This is a genomic window from Herbaspirillum sp. C9C3 (genome assembly GCF_013359625.1).
In the GTDB taxonomy this organism is placed as follows: Bacteria; Pseudomonadota; Gammaproteobacteria; order Burkholderiales; family Burkholderiaceae_D; genus Herbaspirillum.
Window position 1 is genome coordinate 168,719 of record NZ_JABFMQ010000003.1, and the last position, 18,228, is coordinate 186,946.

Annotated in this window: 14 protein-coding genes; 1 reads left to right on the plus strand and 13 read right to left on the minus strand. The window is 63.5% G+C overall.

The genetic code is table 11. The annotated features are described in order from the left end of the window. Positions 1 to 36 precede the first annotated feature (36 nt). Both secA and HNO82_RS04805 read right to left on the minus strand, forming a co-directional pair. Entirely contained in the window at positions 37 to 2,793 is a 2,757-nt protein-coding gene (secA, locus tag HNO82_RS04800) for a preprotein translocase subunit SecA (protein ID WP_175342920.1), read from the minus strand. Between the two features lie 299 nt (positions 2,794 to 3,092). Then, positions 3,093 to 4,070, minus strand: a complete 978-nt coding sequence (locus tag HNO82_RS04805; protein WP_008334553.1) for a M23 family metallopeptidase — start codon at positions 4,068 to 4,070, stop codon at positions 3,093 to 3,095. Between the two features lie 53 nt (positions 4,071 to 4,123). On the opposite strand from HNO82_RS04805, the gene HNO82_RS04810 reads away from it, so the two are divergent. Beyond that, positions 4,124 to 4,678, plus strand: a complete 555-nt coding sequence (locus HNO82_RS04810; RefSeq protein WP_175342921.1) for a DciA family protein — start codon at positions 4,124 to 4,126, stop codon at positions 4,676 to 4,678. 116 nt (positions 4,679 to 4,794) lie between these two features. On the opposite strand, the gene lpxC is transcribed toward HNO82_RS04810, so the two are convergent. The 11 genes from lpxC to mraY form a co-directional block, all read right to left on the minus strand. After that, positions 4,795 to 5,730 (minus strand): UDP-3-O-acyl-N-acetylglucosamine deacetylase, encoded by a 936-nt coding sequence (lpxC, locus tag HNO82_RS04815; RefSeq protein WP_008334548.1) that lies wholly within the window; start codon positions 5,728 to 5,730, stop codon positions 4,795 to 4,797. A 196-nt stretch (positions 5,731 to 5,926) separates the two neighbouring features. Next, the gene (locus tag HNO82_RS04820; RefSeq protein WP_175342922.1) at positions 5,927 to 6,433 is read right to left on the minus strand and encodes a peroxiredoxin; all 507 of its coding nucleotides are present in this window, start codon (positions 6,431 to 6,433) and stop codon (positions 5,927 to 5,929) included. Positions 6,434 to 6,627: 194 nt separating this feature from the next. Beyond that, a complete protein-coding gene (ftsZ, locus tag HNO82_RS04825; protein ID WP_175342923.1) occupies positions 6,628 to 7,818 on the minus strand; it encodes a cell division protein FtsZ in 1,191 nt (396 codons plus the stop codon). 315 nt (positions 7,819 to 8,133) lie between these two features. Continuing rightward, on the minus strand, positions 8,134 to 9,366 hold the full coding sequence (gene ftsA, locus HNO82_RS04830) for a cell division protein FtsA (protein WP_008334543.1): 1,233 nt from the start codon (positions 9,364 to 9,366) through the stop codon (positions 8,134 to 8,136). 10 nt (positions 9,367 to 9,376) lie between these two features. Beyond that, on the minus strand, positions 9,377 to 10,147 hold the full coding sequence (locus HNO82_RS04835; protein ID WP_008334542.1) for a cell division protein FtsQ/DivIB: 771 nt from the start codon (positions 10,145 to 10,147) through the stop codon (positions 9,377 to 9,379). A 28-nt stretch (positions 10,148 to 10,175) separates the two neighbouring features. Beyond that, a complete protein-coding gene (locus HNO82_RS04840) occupies positions 10,176 to 11,180 on the minus strand; it encodes a D-alanine--D-alanine ligase (RefSeq protein ID WP_008334541.1) in 1,005 nt (334 codons plus the stop codon). Beyond that, entirely contained in the window at positions 11,177 to 12,604 is a 1,428-nt protein-coding gene (murC, locus tag HNO82_RS04845) for a UDP-N-acetylmuramate--L-alanine ligase (protein ID WP_175342924.1), read from the minus strand. The genes HNO82_RS04840 and murC overlap by 4 nt, the downstream gene beginning before the upstream one ends. After that, positions 12,601 to 13,683, minus strand: coding sequence for an undecaprenyldiphospho-muramoylpentapeptide beta-N-acetylglucosaminyltransferase (gene murG, locus HNO82_RS04850; RefSeq protein ID WP_008334531.1), 1,083 nt, complete (start codon positions 13,681 to 13,683; stop codon positions 12,601 to 12,603). Before murG ends, murC begins: the two co-directional genes overlap by 4 nt. After that, positions 13,680 to 14,945 carry a putative lipid II flippase FtsW gene (gene ftsW / locus HNO82_RS04855; RefSeq protein ID WP_175342925.1) on the minus strand — a complete coding sequence of 422 codons (1,266 nt, stop codon included), beginning with the start codon at positions 14,943 to 14,945 and terminating at the stop codon, positions 13,680 to 13,682. The genes murG and ftsW overlap by 4 nt, the downstream gene beginning before the upstream one ends. Continuing rightward, a complete protein-coding gene (gene murD, locus HNO82_RS04860; protein ID WP_175342926.1) occupies positions 14,942 to 16,939 on the minus strand; it encodes a UDP-N-acetylmuramoyl-L-alanine--D-glutamate ligase in 1,998 nt (665 codons plus the stop codon). The genes ftsW and murD overlap by 4 nt, the downstream gene beginning before the upstream one ends. A 119-nt stretch (positions 16,940 to 17,058) precedes the next feature. Then, complete coding sequence (gene mraY / locus HNO82_RS04865; protein WP_008334527.1) at positions 17,059 to 18,228, minus strand: phospho-N-acetylmuramoyl-pentapeptide-transferase; 1,170 nt, start codon at positions 18,226 to 18,228, stop codon at positions 17,059 to 17,061.

Sequence of the window (18,228 nt, forward strand, 5' to 3'; positions counted from 1 at the left end):
ATCTGGCCAGTTTGCGGCCGAACCGGGGACTCTGGTTCAGGCCAGCTTGCCGTGGCACTGCTTGTACTTCTTGCCGCTGCCGCAGGGGCAGGGATCGTTGCGGCCGACCTTGGGGTATTCCGAACCATCGTCCTCGGACCCGGCCTGCGCGGTCGGTGCCAGCAGTTCTTCCGGCGCCGCTTCGGGATCGAAGTCGGCGTGCTGGTAGTTGACGTTGATGGGCGAGCCACCGGACATGCTTTCCTCGGCCGCTTCGATTTCTTCGCGACTCTGGATGCGCACGGTCATGACGACCTTGATGACTTCGTTCTTGATCAGGTCCAGCATCTGGGCGAACAGCTCAAACGCTTCGCGCTTGTATTCCTGCTTGGGGTTCTTCTGCGCATAGCCGCGCAGGTGGATGCCCTGGCGCAGGTGATCCAGCGCGGCCAGGTGTTCGCGCCAGTGGTTGTCGATGCTCTGCAGCATGACACTGCGCTCGAAGCCGGCGAAGGCCTCCACGCCAACCACGGCCACCTTGGATTCGTAGGCATCCTTGGCGGCGGTGAGCAGGCGCTCCAGCAGCTCGTCGTCGGCCATGTCGGGCTCGTCCTTGAGCAGGGCTTCCAGATCGACCTCGAGCTGCCATTCGTTGTTGAGCACGGCTTGCAGGCCGGGGATATCCCACTGCTCTTCCATCGACTCGGCCGGCACGTACTGGCGGAACAGGTCGGTGAAGACACCTTCGCGCAGGGAGGCGATCATCTCGGCCATCTCGACCGACTCCAGCAACTCGTTGCGCTGCTGGTAGATGACCTTGCGCTGGTCGTTGGCGACGTCGTCGTATTCCAGCAATTGCTTGCGGATGTCGAAGTTGCGGGCTTCCACCTTGCGCTGGGCCGACTCGATGGAGCGGCTCACGATGCCGGCTTCGATCGGTTCGCCTTCGGGCATCTTCAGGCGGTCCATGATGGCGCGCACGCGGTCACCGGCGAAGATGCGCAGCAGCGCATCGTCCAGCGACAGGTAGAAGCGCGAGGAACCCGGATCGCCCTGGCGGCCCGAACGGCCACGCAGCTGGTTGTCCACGCGGCGCGATTCGTGACGCTCGGTGCCGATGATGTGCAGGCCGCCGGCATTGACCACGTGGTCGTGCAGGGACTGCCATTCATCGCGCAGCTGCTGCGACTTGGCGGCCTTGTCGGCCTCCGACAGGGACTCGTCGGCTTCGATCAGCTGGATCTGCTTGCCCACGTTGCCGCCCAGCACGATGTCGGTACCGCGACCGGCCATGTTGGTGGCAATGGTGATCATCTTGGGACGGCCGGCCTGCGCCACGATCTCCGCTTCACGCGCGTGCTGCTTGGCGTTCAGGACATTGTGCGGCAGCTTGGACTTGGTCAGGATGCCCGAGAGCAGTTCCGAATTCTCGATCGAGGTGGTGCCCACCAGCACGGGCTGGCCGCGCTCGTAGCAGTCCTGGATGTCCTTGACCATGGCCATGTACTTCTCTTGCGCGGTCTTGTAGACCTGGTCCTGGCGGTCCTTGCGGGCATTGGGACGGTTGGGCGGGATCACCACGGTTTCCAGGTGATAGATTTCCTGGAATTCGTAGGCTTCGGTATCGGCCGTACCGGTCATGCCGGACAGCTTGGCATACATGCGGAAGTAGTTCTGGAAGGTGATCGAGGCCAGGGTCTGGTTCTCGTTCTGGATCTTCACGCCTTCCTTGGCTTCGACGGCCTGATGCAGGCCGTCGGACCAGCGACGGCCCGTCATCAGGCGGCCGGTGAATTCGTCGACGATCACCACTTCACCGTTCTGCACCACGTAGTGCTGGTCGCGGTGATACAGGGTGTGTGCACGCAGGGCGGCATACAGATGGTGGATCAGGGTGATGTTGGCGGCATCATAAAGCGAGGCGCCTTCGGGCAGCAGGCCCATCTGGGTGAGGATTTCCTCGGCCTTGTCGTGACCGGCTTCGGTCAGCAGCACCTGGTGGCTCTTCTCGTCCTTGGTGTAGTCGCCGGGGACTTCGATCTTGCCCTTGCCGTCCGGGGTTTCCTCACCGATCTGCAGGGTCAGCAGCGGCGGTACGGCGTTGATCTTGTGATACAGCTCGGTGTGGTTCTCGGCCTGACCGGAGATGATCAGCGGGGTACGCGCTTCGTCGATCAGGATCGAGTCCACTTCGTCGACGATGGCGAAGTTCAGGGCGCGCTGCACGCGGTCATCGGCGTCGAAGACCATGTTGTCGCGCAGGTAGTCGAAACCGAACTCGTTGTTGGTACCGTAGGTGATGTCGGCGGCGTAGGCTTCCTGCTTGACGTCGTGTTCCATCTGCGACAGGTTCACGCCGGTGGTCAGGCCCAGCCAGCTGTAGAGGCGACCCATGTCTTCGGCATCGCGCTGGGCCAGGTAGTCGTTGACGGTCACCACGTGGACACCCTTGCCGGCCAGGGCATTGAGGTAGGCCGGCAGGGTTGCCATCAGGGTCTTGCCTTCACCGGTGCGCATTTCGGCGATCTTGCCGAAGTGCAGCGCCATGCCGCCGATGAGCTGAACGTCAAAGTGGCGCATCTTGAGTACGCGACGGGAAGCTTCACGGCAGACCGCGAAGGCTTCCGGCAGGATCGCGTCCAGCGCCTCGCCGCCGGCGATGCGTTGCTTGAATTCGGGCGTCTTGGCTTGCAGTTCGGCGTCGCTCAGCTTCTCGACCGACGGCTCCAGCGCATTAATCTGGCGGACGATTTTTTGATATTGTTTGAGCAGTCGCTGGTTACGGCTGCCGAAAATCTTGGTCAGGAATGACATGCTTGGATTCTATAAAAGCGCCGATGAACGATCCGGCAGAATGACGTTGGGCTCCCGGCTCGCGGGATTCCAGCCGATAACGCCCGAAAATAAACCATGGATTCTAGCACGCAGGCCGAAGGCATTGGCTCGCCGGGGCGGCCACGCGCAGCATTCGCTTTAGATCGGGCGTGTTTGCAAGGTTTCAATGGGGGGACGCAATTTGGCAGAAATCGCCATATTGCGCTTGCCCGGCATGCAGCAATTTGCCGGGAATGCGGCCTGCAGACGGCTCGCCTGGCCGGAAACACCCGTCCGGCCTAGCGCCCCGCCACGAAGACCGGCAACTGCTTGGGCTGGTTGCCGCCGGTGGCGCCCAAGGCCAGGAACTTGCGCGGATCCTGGGCCACGCCCCGGATACGTACCTCGAAATGCAGGTGCGCCCCGGTCGAACGCCCGGTCGAACCCACATCGGCCACGCGCTGACCGCGTTTGACGATGTCGCCCACCTTCACGTACAGCCGCGAGGCGTGGGCGTAGCGGGTGATGATGTTGTTGCCGTGGTCGATTTCCAGCATGTTGCCAAACTGGTAATGATATTCGGACGCGATCACCACCCCGGCGGCGGCGGCCACGATGGGGGTGCCCACCGGTGCCGGGAAGTCCAGGCCCTCGTGGAAGGCGTTGTGGCCGGTGAAGGGGTCCAGGCGCCAGCCGAAACTCGACGAGTTGTAGGCCACGTTGACCGGTTGATTGGTCGGCAACAGGCGCGACTTGATCTTGTCGCCCATCAGGGTGGATTCGACGGCGTTGAGGTAGTCGGTGCGGTGACCGGCGTCCACGGCCAGGGTGTCGAGCATGCGGCGCAGCTCGTCCATGCCGACGTCGCGGCCGGGTCCGGCCAGGCTGGAGACTTCGGCGCCGCCGCGACCGGGTGACTCCTTGAAGTTGAATTCCTCGGGGCGGATGCCGGCCAGGCCCTGCACCCGCTCGCCCAGGGCATCCAGACGCATCATCTGGGCCTGCATCTCGCCGACCTTCACGGCCATCATGGCGAGGTTTTCCTTGAGGAATTTCTCGTTGCGGCCATCTTCTTCCTGGCTCATCGAGACGGCCAGCTTGTGCAACATGGGCGCGGCATCCGGATCGGTGGCCTTGTTGATCAGGAAGTAGGTGATCCCCAGCGAGGAAGCGGCGATCAGCACCACCAGCAGCAACATCATCAGCAGCAGGTGCCGGGTCCCGAGGGTGACAGACCGGGCTTTGGTAAAGCGGGGGTGCAGCAGGATAATTTGCATCTTTGCTCCTTGGTCTCCGGCCGGTCAGACACCGGATGTGATAAGGTTTAAAGATGAAGGTCCCATCTACGTTTACCCCTTATCGGCCCGCTCCCACGAGCGCCCAACGCATGGCGAAGAGCACGAAGGGAGCCGCGGATTTCTTGCGGTCGAATTCGACGATGGCGGCGCTCTTGCCCGCCCTGGCTCGCATGGGCACGCTGCAGCAGTCGGTCGCCGCGAGCTTGCCGGCGATGTTTGCCGCGTGTCAGATCTTGCAGTTTGAAGCTGGCGTGCTGGTCATGAGCGCGCCCAATGCAGCGCTGGCGGCACGGTTGAAGCAGCAAACCCCGAAGCTGCAGGACCGCCTGCTGAAGGACGGATGGCAGGTTAATTCAATCCGAATCAAAGTGCAAGTTGGCCGGACGGCCCCTCCCCCAGCGCCCAAACGGGTGCTGGAACTGACCGAAAACGCCCTCTCCTCCTTTGCCGAACTCAGCAGTACGCTGGCGCGCGACCCGCGCAGCCAAGGCTTGAAGGAAGCCATCGACGCCATGATACGCCGCCGCGACCAGCGCATATTGGCCAAACAGGCAGGCGAAGATCCGCCATTTCCCGAGGGAAAATAGCCGCTTGACGAAATCCTTATAAAAAATTTACGAGATTTCTTTCGTCAGATCGCCAGAAAACCAAACGCCCCGGTCCAGGCCGGGGCGTTCGTTCATGGGGTCGATGCGGGGATCGGTCAGTTCAGTGCCCACTCCTGCTGGGCCTGCATCACATAGGTCTGCGGTGCCTGGTCGAGCTGGTCGAAACTGACGATTTCATAGGCATCCGGTTGCGAGAGCAGTTCACGCAACAGCAGATTGTTCAGGCCGTGGCCGGACTTGTGGGCATCGTAGCTGGCCAGCAGCGGATGGCCGATGATGTACAGGTCGCCGATGGCATCCAGGATCTTGTGGCGCACGAACTCGTTGTCGTAGCGCAGGCCGTCGGCATTGAGGATGCGGTACTCATCCATGACGATGGCGTTCTCGAAGGAACCGCCACGGGCCAGGCCCATGCCGCGCAGGGTTTCCACATCCTGCATGAAACCGAAGGTGCGCGCGCGGGCGATTTCCTTGACGTAGGAGTCGATGCCGAAATCGACCTCGGCCACCTGCCCGGTGCCGTCCACGGCCGGGTGATTGAATTCGATGAAGAACTTCAGGCGGAAACCGTCGTACGGTTCAAGACGCGCCCATTTTTCCTTGTCGCCGCTGCCTTCACGCACTTCCACGGGCTTTTTCACGCGGATGAATTTCTTGGGCGCGTTCTGCTCCTGCAGGCCAGCCTGCTGCAGCAGGAAGACAAAGGACGAAGCCGAGCCATCCATGATGGGGATTTCTTCGGCGGTCAGATCGATGATGAGATTGTCGATGCCCAGGCCGGCGCAGGCCGACAGCAGGTGCTCGACGGTGGACACCTTGGCGCCATCCTTGGTCAGGGTCGAAGCCATGCGGGTATCGCCCACGCCGGTAGCGATCATCGGCAGCTCGACCACCGGGTCCAGATCCACGCGGCGAAACAGGATGCCGGTATCGGCTGCCGCCGGACGCAGGGTCAGCTCGACCTTGGTGCCGGAGTGCAGGCCCACGCCCGTGGTCTTGACCAGATTCTTGATTGTGCGCTGTTTCAACATCCGGTCATTATAGCCAAGATGCCCCGGCCCCGCCCCGTATGGTACGGCTTTGTTGCAAATCGTTCCTATCTGTAAAACAGGCGACGGCGGGGGTATTGAGCAATCAGATCGATGAATACCTTTCCCCCAGGAAAAACGGCATGCCGCAGCATGCCGTCTTGCGCTCACTGCCTGGCCGGGGAGCTCCCCGGACGCATCAGCCCAGCTGGGCCAGCAGGGTTTCGGCGTTGGAGACTTCGAACTTGCCCGGGGCTTCCAGGTTCAGTTGCTTGACCACGCCGTCGTCGAGCAGCATGGAATAGCGCTGCGAGCGCACCCCCATGTTGCGTTCGGTCAGGTCGAATTCCATGCCCAGGGCCTTGGTGAAGGTGGCGCTGCCGTCACCGAACATGCGCACGATGCCGGTGGCCTTCTGGTCGCGGCCCCAGGCGCCCATGACGAAGGCGTCGTTGACCGAGAGGCACCAGATCTCATCCACACCCTTGGCCTTGAACTGGTCGGCCAGGGCGATGTAGCCCGGCACGTGCTTGGCCGAACAGGTCGGGGTGAAGGCGCCGGGCAGTGCGAACAGGGCGATCTTCTTGCCCTTGACCAGGTCCGACACCTTGAAGGCATTGGGCCCCAGGCTGCAGCCTTCGGTTTCGGTCTCGATGAATTCGGTCAGGGTGCCTTCGGGCAGGCGGTCGCCGATCTTGATGGTCATGGTGTTTCCTCGTCTGGTTGTAGGACTGTGAATTAAGTGGTGAAACAGATGCCTCTGCCGCGATTGATCGATTCAGCAGATGAATTGCCGGCACGCTGCGCACGAAAAAACGCCGCGCACGTGGCGCGGCGTTAGTATGCCTTGGAACCGGCCGGCCTGCTTTGAAGCCGCCGACCGCTCCTCGACAACGACGATCAGTCCGCCTGCTTGCGCAGGAAGGCCGGGATGTCGTAGGTTTCCATGCCGTTCTTTTCCAGGGCGCGCACGGTGTCCGAAGCCGACTCGCGACGCCACACGGCCGGGGCCTTCAGACCACCGAAAGTGGCACCGGCCGGTTGTGCCGTACCTTGCGGCATGGCGCCACCGACGGCCATCATCGGCTCGTTGTGGGTACCGGTGCGCATGACCGGGGTCTGCACCAGCTGCACGGCCTTGCGGGCACGGCCCAGGCCGGTGGCCACGACGGTCACGCGGATCTCGTCACCCATGCTGTCATCGTAGGCGATGCCCTGGGCAATCGAGGCGTCCGGTGCGGCGAAGGCGCGCACGGTGGCCATGACTTCCTTGATTTCCTTGCCCTTGAGGCTGCGGCTGGCAGTGACGTTGACCAGCACGCCGCGCGCGCCGGACAAATCGATGCCATCGAGCAGCGGCGAAGCCACGGCCTGCTCGGCGGCCACGCGGGCGCGGTCGACACCGGCAGCGGTAGCGGTGCCCATCATGGCCTTGCCCTGCTCGCCCATGATGGTCTTGACGTCGTTGAAGTCGACGTTGATGTGGCCGGGCACGTTGATGATTTCGGCGATACCGGCCACCGCATTGTTCAACACGTCATCGGCGTGAGACAGCCATTCGATCATGCTGTCGTCTTCGTAGATCTCTTCCAGTTTTTCATTGAGGATGATGATCAGCGAATCGACGTGCTGGGTCAGCTCTTCCAGTCCGGCATCGGCGATGTCCATGCACTTCTGGCCTTCGTAGGAGAAGGGCTTGGAGACCACGGCCACCGTCAGTGCGCCCAGCGACTTGGCCACCTGCGCCACCACCGGAGCAGCACCGGTGCCGGTGCCGCCGCCCATGCCGGCGGCGATGAAGACCATGTGCGCGCCGCGCAGGGAGTCTTCGATGCGGGCCCGGGTTTCCTCGGCCAGCCGACGACCGACGTCGGGCTGCATGCCGGCGCCCAGACCGGTGTCGCCGATCTGGATGACGTTGTGCGCCTTGGATTGCTTCAGTGCCTGGGCATCCGTGTTGGCGGCGATGAATTCGACGCCGGACACACCCTTGTTAATCATGTGCTGCACGGCATTGCCGCCAGCACCGCCAACGCCCACGACCTTGATGATCGTACCCAGCGTCGCATTGTCGACCATATCGATTTCCATGATGACTCCTTAAAATATATGTGTCCTGCAGCTGGCAGTTGATAGGCATCACGCGGTGTGACGACTAGCAACTGATCACTGCTGTCTATGTACTTGATTCCCTGTTGTTTCTTCTAATGCCGTACTGCCAATGCTGCGAATACTGCGAATGATGCCTTGATACCGCTATTCCAAGAAAACCCTGCTGCAAATTTGCTGCGGTCTTCATCATTTTTTTACTGCCAGAACCCTACAACTGAACCGCCAGCAACAACCAATGCTTTTACATCCTGAAGCATTCCTCGATGGCCGCACGCGACGGCCCTCGCGAAGGGTTCAGAAATTGCCGAGGAACCACTCCTTCATGCGCTGCCAGACCGCCTTGACCGAACCTTCCTGGCGGGTCACGATGTAGCCGCGCAGATACTGTTTCTTGGCTTCCTGCAGCAGGCCCAATACGGTCGAGTAGCGCGGGCTGCGTACCACGTCAGCCAGCTGGCCGCTGTATTCGGGCGTGCCCAGGCGCGCCGGTTTCAGGAAGATGTCTTCGGCCAGTTCGGTCATGCCCGGCATCATTGCCGAGCCACCGGTGAGCACGATGCCCGAGGACAGCACCTCTTCATAACCCGACTCGCGCACCACCTGATGCACCAGCGCAAACAGCTCTTCGACGCGCGGCTCGATGACGGCGGCCAGCGCCTGGCGCGACAGGGTGCGCGGATTGCGGTCGCCCAGGCCGGGCACTTCCAGCGTCTCGGTCGGATCGGCCAGGATCTGCTTGGCCACGCCATAGCGCAGCTTGATCTCTTCGGCTTCCAGCGTGGGGGTGCGCAGGGCCATGGCGATGTCGTTGGTGATCTGGTCACCGGCAATCGGGATCACCGCGGTATGACGGATCGCGCCTTCGGTGAAGACCGCCACATCGGTGGTGCCGCCACCGATGTCGACCAGCACCACGCCCAGTTCGCGCTCATCCGTGGTCAGCACCGAATCGGCCGAGGCCATCGGTTGCAGGATCAGGTCGGAGACTTCCAGACCGCAACGGCGCACGCACTTGACGATGTTCTGCACGGCGGAAACCGCACCGGTGACGATGTGCACCTTCACTTCCAGGCGGATACCGCTCATGCCGATGGGCTCGCGCACGTCTTCCTGGTTGTCGACGATGAATTCCTGCGGGACCGTGTGCAGCAGCTGCTGGTCGGTCGGGATGTTGACGGCCTTGGCGGTCTCGATCACGCGCGAGACGTCGGCGGCGGTCACTTCCTTGTCCTTGATGGCGACCATGCCGCTGGAATTGAAGCTGCGGATGTGACTGCCGGCGATGCCCGTGTAGACATTGCGGATCTTGCAGTCGGCCATCAGCTCGGCTTCTTCCAGGGCGCGCTGTATCGATTCGACGGTGGCCTCGATGTTGACGACCACGCCCTTCTTGAGCCCCTTGGATTCGGACTGCCCCAGCCCGATCACTTCATGGCGGCCATCGGGCAGCACCTCGGCCACCACCGCCACCACTTTCGAGGTGCCGATGTCCAGACCGACGATCAGATTTTTTGCGTCTTTTGTCATAGCGTTCCGCTTATTTCTTTTTCCCGTTCATTGCCGCCAGCACCAGGCCATCCGCCTTCAAGGCCATCCCGTTGGGATAGCGCAGGTCGACGCTTTCTATCTTTCCCTGCAATCGTTCCATCAGCTGCGGATATGCCGCCACCAGCCGCGCCACCCGTTCCTTCAATATCGCATCGCCCTGCTCGCGGCCCAGCTCGACCGTCATGCCATTGTCCAGCCGTACGGTCCAGGCATAGCGGTTCGACAGCACCACCGACTCCGGCTCCAGCTTGATGGGCGCGAACCACTGACGGAACAAGGCCAGTCGCGCCACCACCTGCTTCTCGCTGCCGGGGGGGCCATCGAACTCCAGCAGCTCACCGTCATCCTCGGCCTCGGCCAGGTTGGCGGTGAACACGTCACCCTTCTGCGACAACAACTTGCCATCTTCGCCCCAGGTACCCAGGGCCTTGTGTTCCTCGATCTTCACCACCAGCCGGTCCGGCCATTCACGCCGCACCATGGCCTTGCGCACCCAGGGCACGGCTTCGAAGGCCGCGCGCACCGCCGTCAGGTCGGCCGTGAAGAAATTGCCATGGATGCGCGGCACCGCAGTGGCCCGCACCGTCAAGGCATTGACCTTCTCCAGCGGCATATCACTGGCTGATTCGATGCGTATCGTGTGCAGCGTAAACATCGGCCGCTGCGCTACCCACCACAAACCCGATGCCACCAGGGCCAGCAGCACCAGCGCAAAAAGCGCACTGCTGATGGCGTTGAGCATCTTGACGTCCTGCCACATCGACGCGTTCTTCCTTAAACCCGGACCATCACGGCTGGCCCGCCTGCGGCGTCCAGTCCTTCGATGGCCTCATGTCCAGCGCGGCCATCGCCAAAATCTCGCAGCACAGGTCTTCATAGCTCATGCCCACCGCCTTGGCCGCCATCGGTACCAGCGAATGGCCGGTCATGCCGGGCGAGGTGTTGATTTCGATCAGGTAAGGCTCAGCCTTTCCATCCGCCTCACGCAGCATGAAGTCCACGCGGCTCCAGCCACGGCAACCCAACGCATTGAAAGCCCGTACCGCCAGATCCTGGATATGGCGCGTCAGTTCCGCATCCAGAGGGGCGGGGCAATAATATTTCGTGTCGTCGGTGAAATACTTGTTCTGGTAGTCGTAGTTGCCATCCGGCGCGCAGATCTCGATGACCGGCAAGGCCCGCGCATCGCGTCCCTGCCCCAGTACCGGCACCGTCAGTTCACGGCCACGGATGAATTCCTCGGCCAGCACCACGCTGTCATAGCGGGCGCACATCTCGAAACTCACCTGCATGTCGGAATAGCCGTTGACCTTGGCAATGCCGATGGTCGAGCCTTCATGCGGCGCCTTGAGCATCAGCGGCAAACCCAGCTCGTCGGGCACCACGCGCAATTGCTCGCGCGAGGTGGCCTTGGCATCCAGGCTCAGGAAGCGCGGCGTGGGCAGAGCATGCGAGAGCCAGATGCGCTTGGTCATGATCTTGTCCATGGCGATGCTGGAGGCCATCACGCCCGGGCCGGTATAGGGCAAGCCCATCTGTTCCAGCGCACCTTGCAGCGTGCCGTCTTCGCCATAGCGGCCATGCAGGGCGATGAAGACGCGGTCGAATTTCTCGGCCTGCAATTCACCCAGGCTGCGCTCAGCCGGATCGAAGGGATGCGCATCCACGCCCTTGCTGCGCAGGGCCTGCAAGACGCCATTGCCCGACATCATCGACACTTCGCGCTCGGCGGAACGACCACCGAAGAGCACGCCGACGCGGCCGAAGGCCTTGATCTGGTCCTGGCTGATCATGCGGCCCCCTGTTCGTTCTTGCCACCGGCGTGCGCGACCAAACGCCCCGGTACGGCGGAAATCGATCCAGCCCCCATGGTCATGACGACGTCGCCGTCGCGCACCACGTTGCGGATGGTCTCGGGCATGTCGCCGATGTCGTCCACGAAGACCGGCTCCACCTTGCCGGCCGCGCGCAGCGCATGCGCCAGCGAACGGCCATCGGCGGCCACGATGGGGGCTTCACCGGCGGAATACACTTCACCCAGCACCAGCACATCGGGTGAGGACAGTACCTTGACGAAATCCTCGAACAGATCGCGCGTACGGGTATAGCGGTGCGGCTGGAAGGCCAGCACCAGGCGGCGGCCGGGATAGGCGCCACGGGCGGCGGCGATGGTGGCGGCGGTCTCGACCGGGTGATGGCCGTAATCGTCCACCAGCGTGAAGTGGCCAGCGGGATTGCCCTGCGCATCGGTGATCGGCACCTCGCCATAGCGGGTAAAGCGGCGGCCTACACCGTTGAATTCGGTCAGCGCCTTCTGGGTGGCGGCATCATCCACATCCAGTTCACGGGCAATGGCGATGGCGGCGCAGGCATTCTGCACGTTGTGCATGCCGGGCTGGTTCAGGCTCACCTGCATGGGTGCGTAGCCGTCCTGGATCACGGTGAATTCCATCTTGCCATCCACGGCGCGGGCCTCGATGGCGCGCACGTCGGCGTCGTCATGGAAGCCGTAGGTCAGAATGGGCTTGGAGACCATGGGCATGATCTCGCGCACGTGCGGATCATCCAGGCACAGCACGGCCACACCGTAGAACGGCAGGCGTTGGGTGAACTCGACGAAGGCCTGTTTCAGACGCGCGAAGTCATGGTTGTAGGTTTCCATGTGATCGGCATCGATGTTGGTGATGACTTCGATCACGGGCGTCAGGTTGAGGAAGGACGCATCCGACTCATCGGCTTCGGCCACGATGAATTCACCGGTGCCCAGCTTGGCATTGGCGCCGGCGCTGGTGAGGCGGCCACCGATGACGAAGGTCGGGTCCAGTCCGCCTTGGGCCAGCACGCTGGCCACCAGGCTGGTGGTGGTGGTCTTGCCGTGGGTGCCGGCAATGGCAATGCCCTTCTTCAGGCGCATCAGTTCACCCAGCATCACCGCGCGCGGCACGATGGGGATGTGCTTCTTGCGCGCGGCCAGCACTTCCGGGTTGTCGCCCCTGACGGCGGTGGAGGTGACGATGGCGTCAGCGCCTTCGATGTTCTCGGCCGCATGGCCATAGCGGATGTTGGCGCCCAGCTGCGCCAGGCGCTGGGTGGCGGCATTGCTGCCCAGGTCGGAGCCTGAGACGCCATAGCCGAGGTTGAGCAGCACTTCGGCGATACCGCTCATGCCTGAGCCGCCGATACCCACGAAATGAATGTTCTTGACGCGATGCTTCATGGTGTTACCAGTCCTTCCAGCACGCGCGCGATTGCCTCGTTGGCGTCGCGCCGGCCTTGTTCGTATGCCGCCTGTGCCATGTCATGGCATGCAGCGCGGTCCAGTTTCTGCAGCAAACCGGCCAGGTGATCCGGCGTCAGTTCGCGTTGCGGCAAGTGAATCGCCGCCTTGTTCCGTGCCATCCACTTCGCATTGTCGATCTGGTGCGAGGTGGTCGATACCGCCAGCGGCACCAACACGCTGGCCACGCCCGCAGCCGTCAGCTCGGAGACCGTGATGGCCCCGGCGCGGCAGATCACCAGATCGGCCTCGGCATAGCGGCGCGGCATGTCGTCGATGAAATCGACCACTTCGGCCTGCACGCCTGCGGCCTCGTAGGCTGCGCGCAAGGCGGCGATATGCTGCTTGCCCGACTGGTGCGTCACTTGCGGACGCAACTGGGCAGGCAGCTTCGCCAGCGCGGCGGGCACGTTGTCGTTCAAGACCTTGGCGCCCAGGCTGCCGCCCACCACCAGAATCTTCAGCGGGCCGCTGCGGCCGGCGTAACGTTGGGCCGGCTGCGGCAGCGCGATGATTTCCTTGCGCACCGGATTGCCGGTGACCTCGGCCTTGCCCGCCGCACGGCCGAAATCTGCCGGGAAGCCAAAGAGAAGCTTGGTCGCCATCGGCGCCAGGGTCTTGTTCGACAGCAGCAGTGCCGCATCCGCATTGACCAGCACCAGCGGCTTGCCGCGCAGGCGCGCCATCACGCCGCCCGGTACGGTGACGTAGCCGCCCATGCCCAGCACCACATCGGGACGACGACGGCCGAGGATGGCATGGCAATGCAGGAAGCTTGCCAGCAGACGCCACATCCCCTTGACCGTATGCAGCAGCCCCTTGCCGCGCAGGCCGGCGAAGACAATGCTGTCCATCTCCACGCCATGGCGCGGCACCAGCTCGCGCTCCATGCCGTGCGTGGTGCCCAGCCAGCTCACTTGCCAGCCGCGCGCGCGCATGGTGTCGGCGATCGCCAGACCAGGGAAGATGTGGCCGCCGGTACCGGCGGCCATGATGAGCAACTTGCGCGGCGCGCTCATGGACGGCCTCCGCGCATGAGTACCCGGTTTTCGTAATCGATGCGCAGCAGGATGGCCAGGCCCACGCAATTCAACAGCACACCCGAACCGCCATAACTCATCAGCGGCAGCGTCAGCCCCTTGGTCGGCAGCAGGCCGAGGTTCACGCCCATGTTGATGAAGGCCTGCACGCCCAGCCAGATACCGATGCCCTTGGCCACCAGGCCGGCAAAGGTGAGGTCCAGCGCGATGGCCTGGCGACCGATCTCGAAGGAATGCTTGACCAGCCAGTAGAACAGCAACACCACCACCAGCACCCCGACGAAACCGAGCTCCTCGCCGATGACGGCGAGCAGGAAGTCGGTATGCGCTTCGGGCAGGTAATGCAGCTTTTCCACGCTGCCGCCCAGCCCGACGCCGAACAGTTCGCCGCGCCCGAAGGCGATCAGCGAATGCGACAACTGATAGGCCTTGCCCAGCGCGTTTTCTTCCTCCCAGGGATTCAGATAGGCAAAAATGCGCTCGCGCCGCCACGGCGAGGTGACGATGACCAGCGAGAACACCCCCACCAGGGTAGCCCCGATACCGCCGAACCAGACGCCGTTGATGCCGCCCAGGAACAGGATGCCCATGGCGATGCAGACAATCACGCCGAAAGCACCCAGGTCAGGCTCCAGCAGCAACAGCAGGCCGACCAGGCCGACGGCGGCGGCCATGGGGAAGAAGCCCTTGACCAGCTTGTGCATCACCGCCTGCTTGCGCACCGTGTAGTCGGCGGCGTACAGCACGATGAAGAGCTTCATCAGTTCGGAGGGCTGCAGGTTGATGATCTTCAGCGAGAGCCAGCGCTTGGCACCATTGACCCCCTTGCCCACGCCCGGAATGAGCACCATCAGCAGCAGGATCAGCGTGATGGAAAAGAGATAGGGCGCCCACTTCTGCCAGGTCTCGATGGGCACGCGGAAGACCACCGCACCGGCCACGATGGAGAGCACGATGAAGATCGCCTGGCGGATCAGGAAGTGGTAATTCGAATAGGATGCGTACTTGGGCGAGTCCGGCAATGCCACCGAGGCCGAATACACCATCACCATGCCGAACAGCATCAACAGCAGGACCACCCAGATCAGCGGCTGGTCGTATTCCATCATGCGCGAGCGCTGCTCGAAGCCGATGCTGCCCGATGCGCTGCCACGGCTGCTGCGGGCGCGACCGGCGGCCACCGGCGCGGCCTGTTTCAAGCCGCCCAGCCAGTTGCGCACCGAGGACAGGCCCAGTTTCATGCCAGCACCTCACCGCGCGAGAGCGCCAGTTCGCGCACCGCGTCCACGAAGACCTCGGCGCGATGGGCATAGTTGCGGAACATGTCCAGGCTGGCGCAGGCCGGCGAGAGCAGCACGATATCGCCGGCGGCGGCGAGTTCACCGGCCTTTTCCACGGCCGCTTCCAGGCTGGCACAATCGATGAGTTCGACACCGCTGTCGGCCAGGGCCGCGCGCACGGCGGGGCCGTCGCGACCGATCAGCAAGACGGCGCGGGCGTATTTCTGCACCGGCAGATCCAGCGGCGAAAAGTCCTGACCCTTGCCATCACCACCGGCGATCAGCACGATGCGGTTGGGACGACCACCCAAACCCAGTCCATTGAGCGCAGCCACGGTGGCGCCGACATTGGTGCCCTTGCTATCGTCGTAGTACTCGACGTCCTGGATCACGCCGACCAGTTCCACCCGGTGCGGTTCGCCCGTGTAGTCGCGCAGACCGTGCAGCAGCGGCGCCATCGGCAGATCGACGGCGCGGCACAAGGCCAGCGCGGCCAGCGCATTCATGGCGTTGTGGGCGCCACGGATGCGCAGGGCATCGGCAGGCATGAGGCGCTTGACGGTCACCGGCGGCGGCAGCATGTCCTTCTGCTTGCGGCGACGCTTGCCTTCCGGGACTTCATCGTCTTCATGCACGAAGGCATTGGCCAGCCACAGCATGCCATTGTCATTGACCAGGCCGAAGCTGTTGGGGGTGGACGGTTCGTCCAGACCGAAGGTGGACAGCGGCGCAGCGGCGGCGCTCATCTCCATCACCAGTGCGTCATCGCGGTTGAGCACGCGTACGGTGTCCTGGCCGAAGATGCGGGCCTTGTCGGCGGCGTAGTTGTCCATGCTGCCGTGCCAGTCCAGGTGGTCCTGGGTCAGGTTCAGGACGGTGGCGGCATGCGGCTGCAGGCTGTGCGTGGTGTGCAGCTGGAAGCTGGAGAGCTCCAGCACCCAGGCCTGCGGCAGGGAACCGCGATAGCTCGGCTCCGGTGGCGGCGGCGGAGGCACTTCCACCAGCGCATCTTCCTCGGCCTTGCGCGAGACTTCCATGAAGTCGCCCAGGTTCATGGCTTCGCCCGTGGTGGCGGGGGCCGCCATATCGGCTTGCGGCACCACGTCGGAGGCCACGTCCAGGGTGGCCTCGGAGGGCTGCCCGGTATCCGGTACCGTGTGCTCGGCAACTTCGTGCGGGGGTTCCTCGCTGGCCAGCAGTTCTCCCTGCGGCGCCGGTTCAGGCGCTGGCGCGGCCACCTCGGGCTGCGCCTGCAGGACCGGCACGGCAATCGCGGCGGCCTGCTCGATGCTGGCCGCAGCACGGCGATGCTTCTCGGCCTCGGCGGCCTGGCGGGCGTCCAGTACGGCCTGTTGGGCCGCTTGTGCCTCGGCTTCGGCTGCGGCCTGGGCCGCGTCGCGGGCATCCTGCTCGGCCAGTTCGGCCAGGAAGATCTTGTCCTTGATCACGGCTTCACGCAGCACATCCAGCGCAGCCGGGCTGATGTTGCCTGCCACCTGCACCGACAGCCCGGCACGCTCGCATAAAAGACCGGTCAGGCGGGTCACGGTGGTCTTGCCGTTGGTGCCGGTGATGGCCAGCACCTTGGGTTGATACAGGGTCTCTTCGCGCAGGGCGGCCAGGGCCTGGGCGAACAGTTCGATCTCGCCCCACAGCGGCAGGCCGCGCTCGGCGATGGCCGGCATCAGCGGGGCCAGCTCGCCTGCGGGAGCCAGGCCGGGACTGACGGCGACGAAATCGATTCCCTCCAGCAACGAGGGGGCCAGTGCCTGGCCCAGCACAGCCTCGGCCTCGGGCGCGTCGGCGCGCAAGGCCGCCAGGCGCTCGGCCAGCGCCGCTTCGCTACGGGTATCGGCCACGCGCACGCCGGCGCCGCAGTAGACCAGCCACCGCGCCATTGCCAGGCCGGACTCGCCGAGTCCGAGCACCAGAACGTGTTTGCCCGAGTAATTCATCTTGTTTTCCGACTCACTTCTTCATCAAGGTCTTGCCATGCAGGGCCCAGCCCTGCCAACCACGAAGGCGCCTCCTGCATTTCGTCACAAGGGGCGCCGTTTTTCTTCATATCGCCTGTTTACCGCAGCTTCAGGGTCGACAGGCCGACCAGTACCAGCATCATGGTGATGATCCAGAACCGCACCACCACCTGGGTTTCCTTCCAGCCCTTCTGTTCGTAGTGGTGATGCAGGGGTGCCATCAACAGCACGCGACGGCCAGTGCCGAAGCGCTTCTTCGTGTACTTGAAATAGGCCACCTGGATCATCACCGAGAGCGTCTCCACCACGAAGATGCCGCCCATGATGAAGAGCACGATTTCCTGGCGCACGATGACGGCGATGGTGCCCAGCGCACCACCCAGCGCCAGCGCGCCGACGTCGCCCATGAACACCTGCGCCGGGTAGGCGTTGTACCAGAGGAAGGCCAGGCCCGCGCCACCCATGGCGCCGCAGAAGATGAGCAGTTCGCCGGCACCCGGGATGTGCGGGATGAACAGGTACTTGGCGTAGGCCGCGTTGCCGGTCAGGTAGGCGAACAGGCCCAGGGCCGCCCCCACCAGCACGGTGGGCATGATGGCCAGGCCATCCAGACCATCGGTCAGGTTGACCGCATTGCTGGTGCCGACGATGACGAAATAGGTCAGCGCGATGAAGCCCCACACGCCCAGCGGATAGGTCACGGTCTTGAAGAAGGGCACGATCAGGTCGGCCTTGGGCGGCAGGTCCAGGCTGAAGCCGGAACGCACCCAGGCGACGAAGAGGTCGAAGACCTTCAGGTTGCTCACTTCGGAAACCGAGAAGGCCAGGTAGAACGCCGCCACCAGTCCGATCAGCGATTGCCAGAAATATTTTTCGCGCGAGCGCATGCCTTCCGGATCGCGATAGACCACCTTGCGGTAGTCATCGACCCAACCGACGGCGCCGAACCCGAGCGTGACGATCAGCACGATCCACACGAAACGGTTGGACAGGTCCGCCCACAGCAGGGTGGAAACGCCGATGCCGATCAGGATCAGCACGCCGCCCATGGTGGGGGTGCCGGACTTGATCAGGTGGGTCTGCGGTCCATCGGTGCGCACGGCCTGGCCGACCTTCATGCGGGTGAGCATGCGGATCACGGCAGGGCCGGCGATCATGCCGATCAACAGCGCCGTCAGCGTGGCGAAGACCGCGCGGAAGGTGATGAAGTTGAACAGGCGCAGAAAGCCGAAATCCTGTTGAAAATTCTGTGCAAGCCAGAGCAGCAT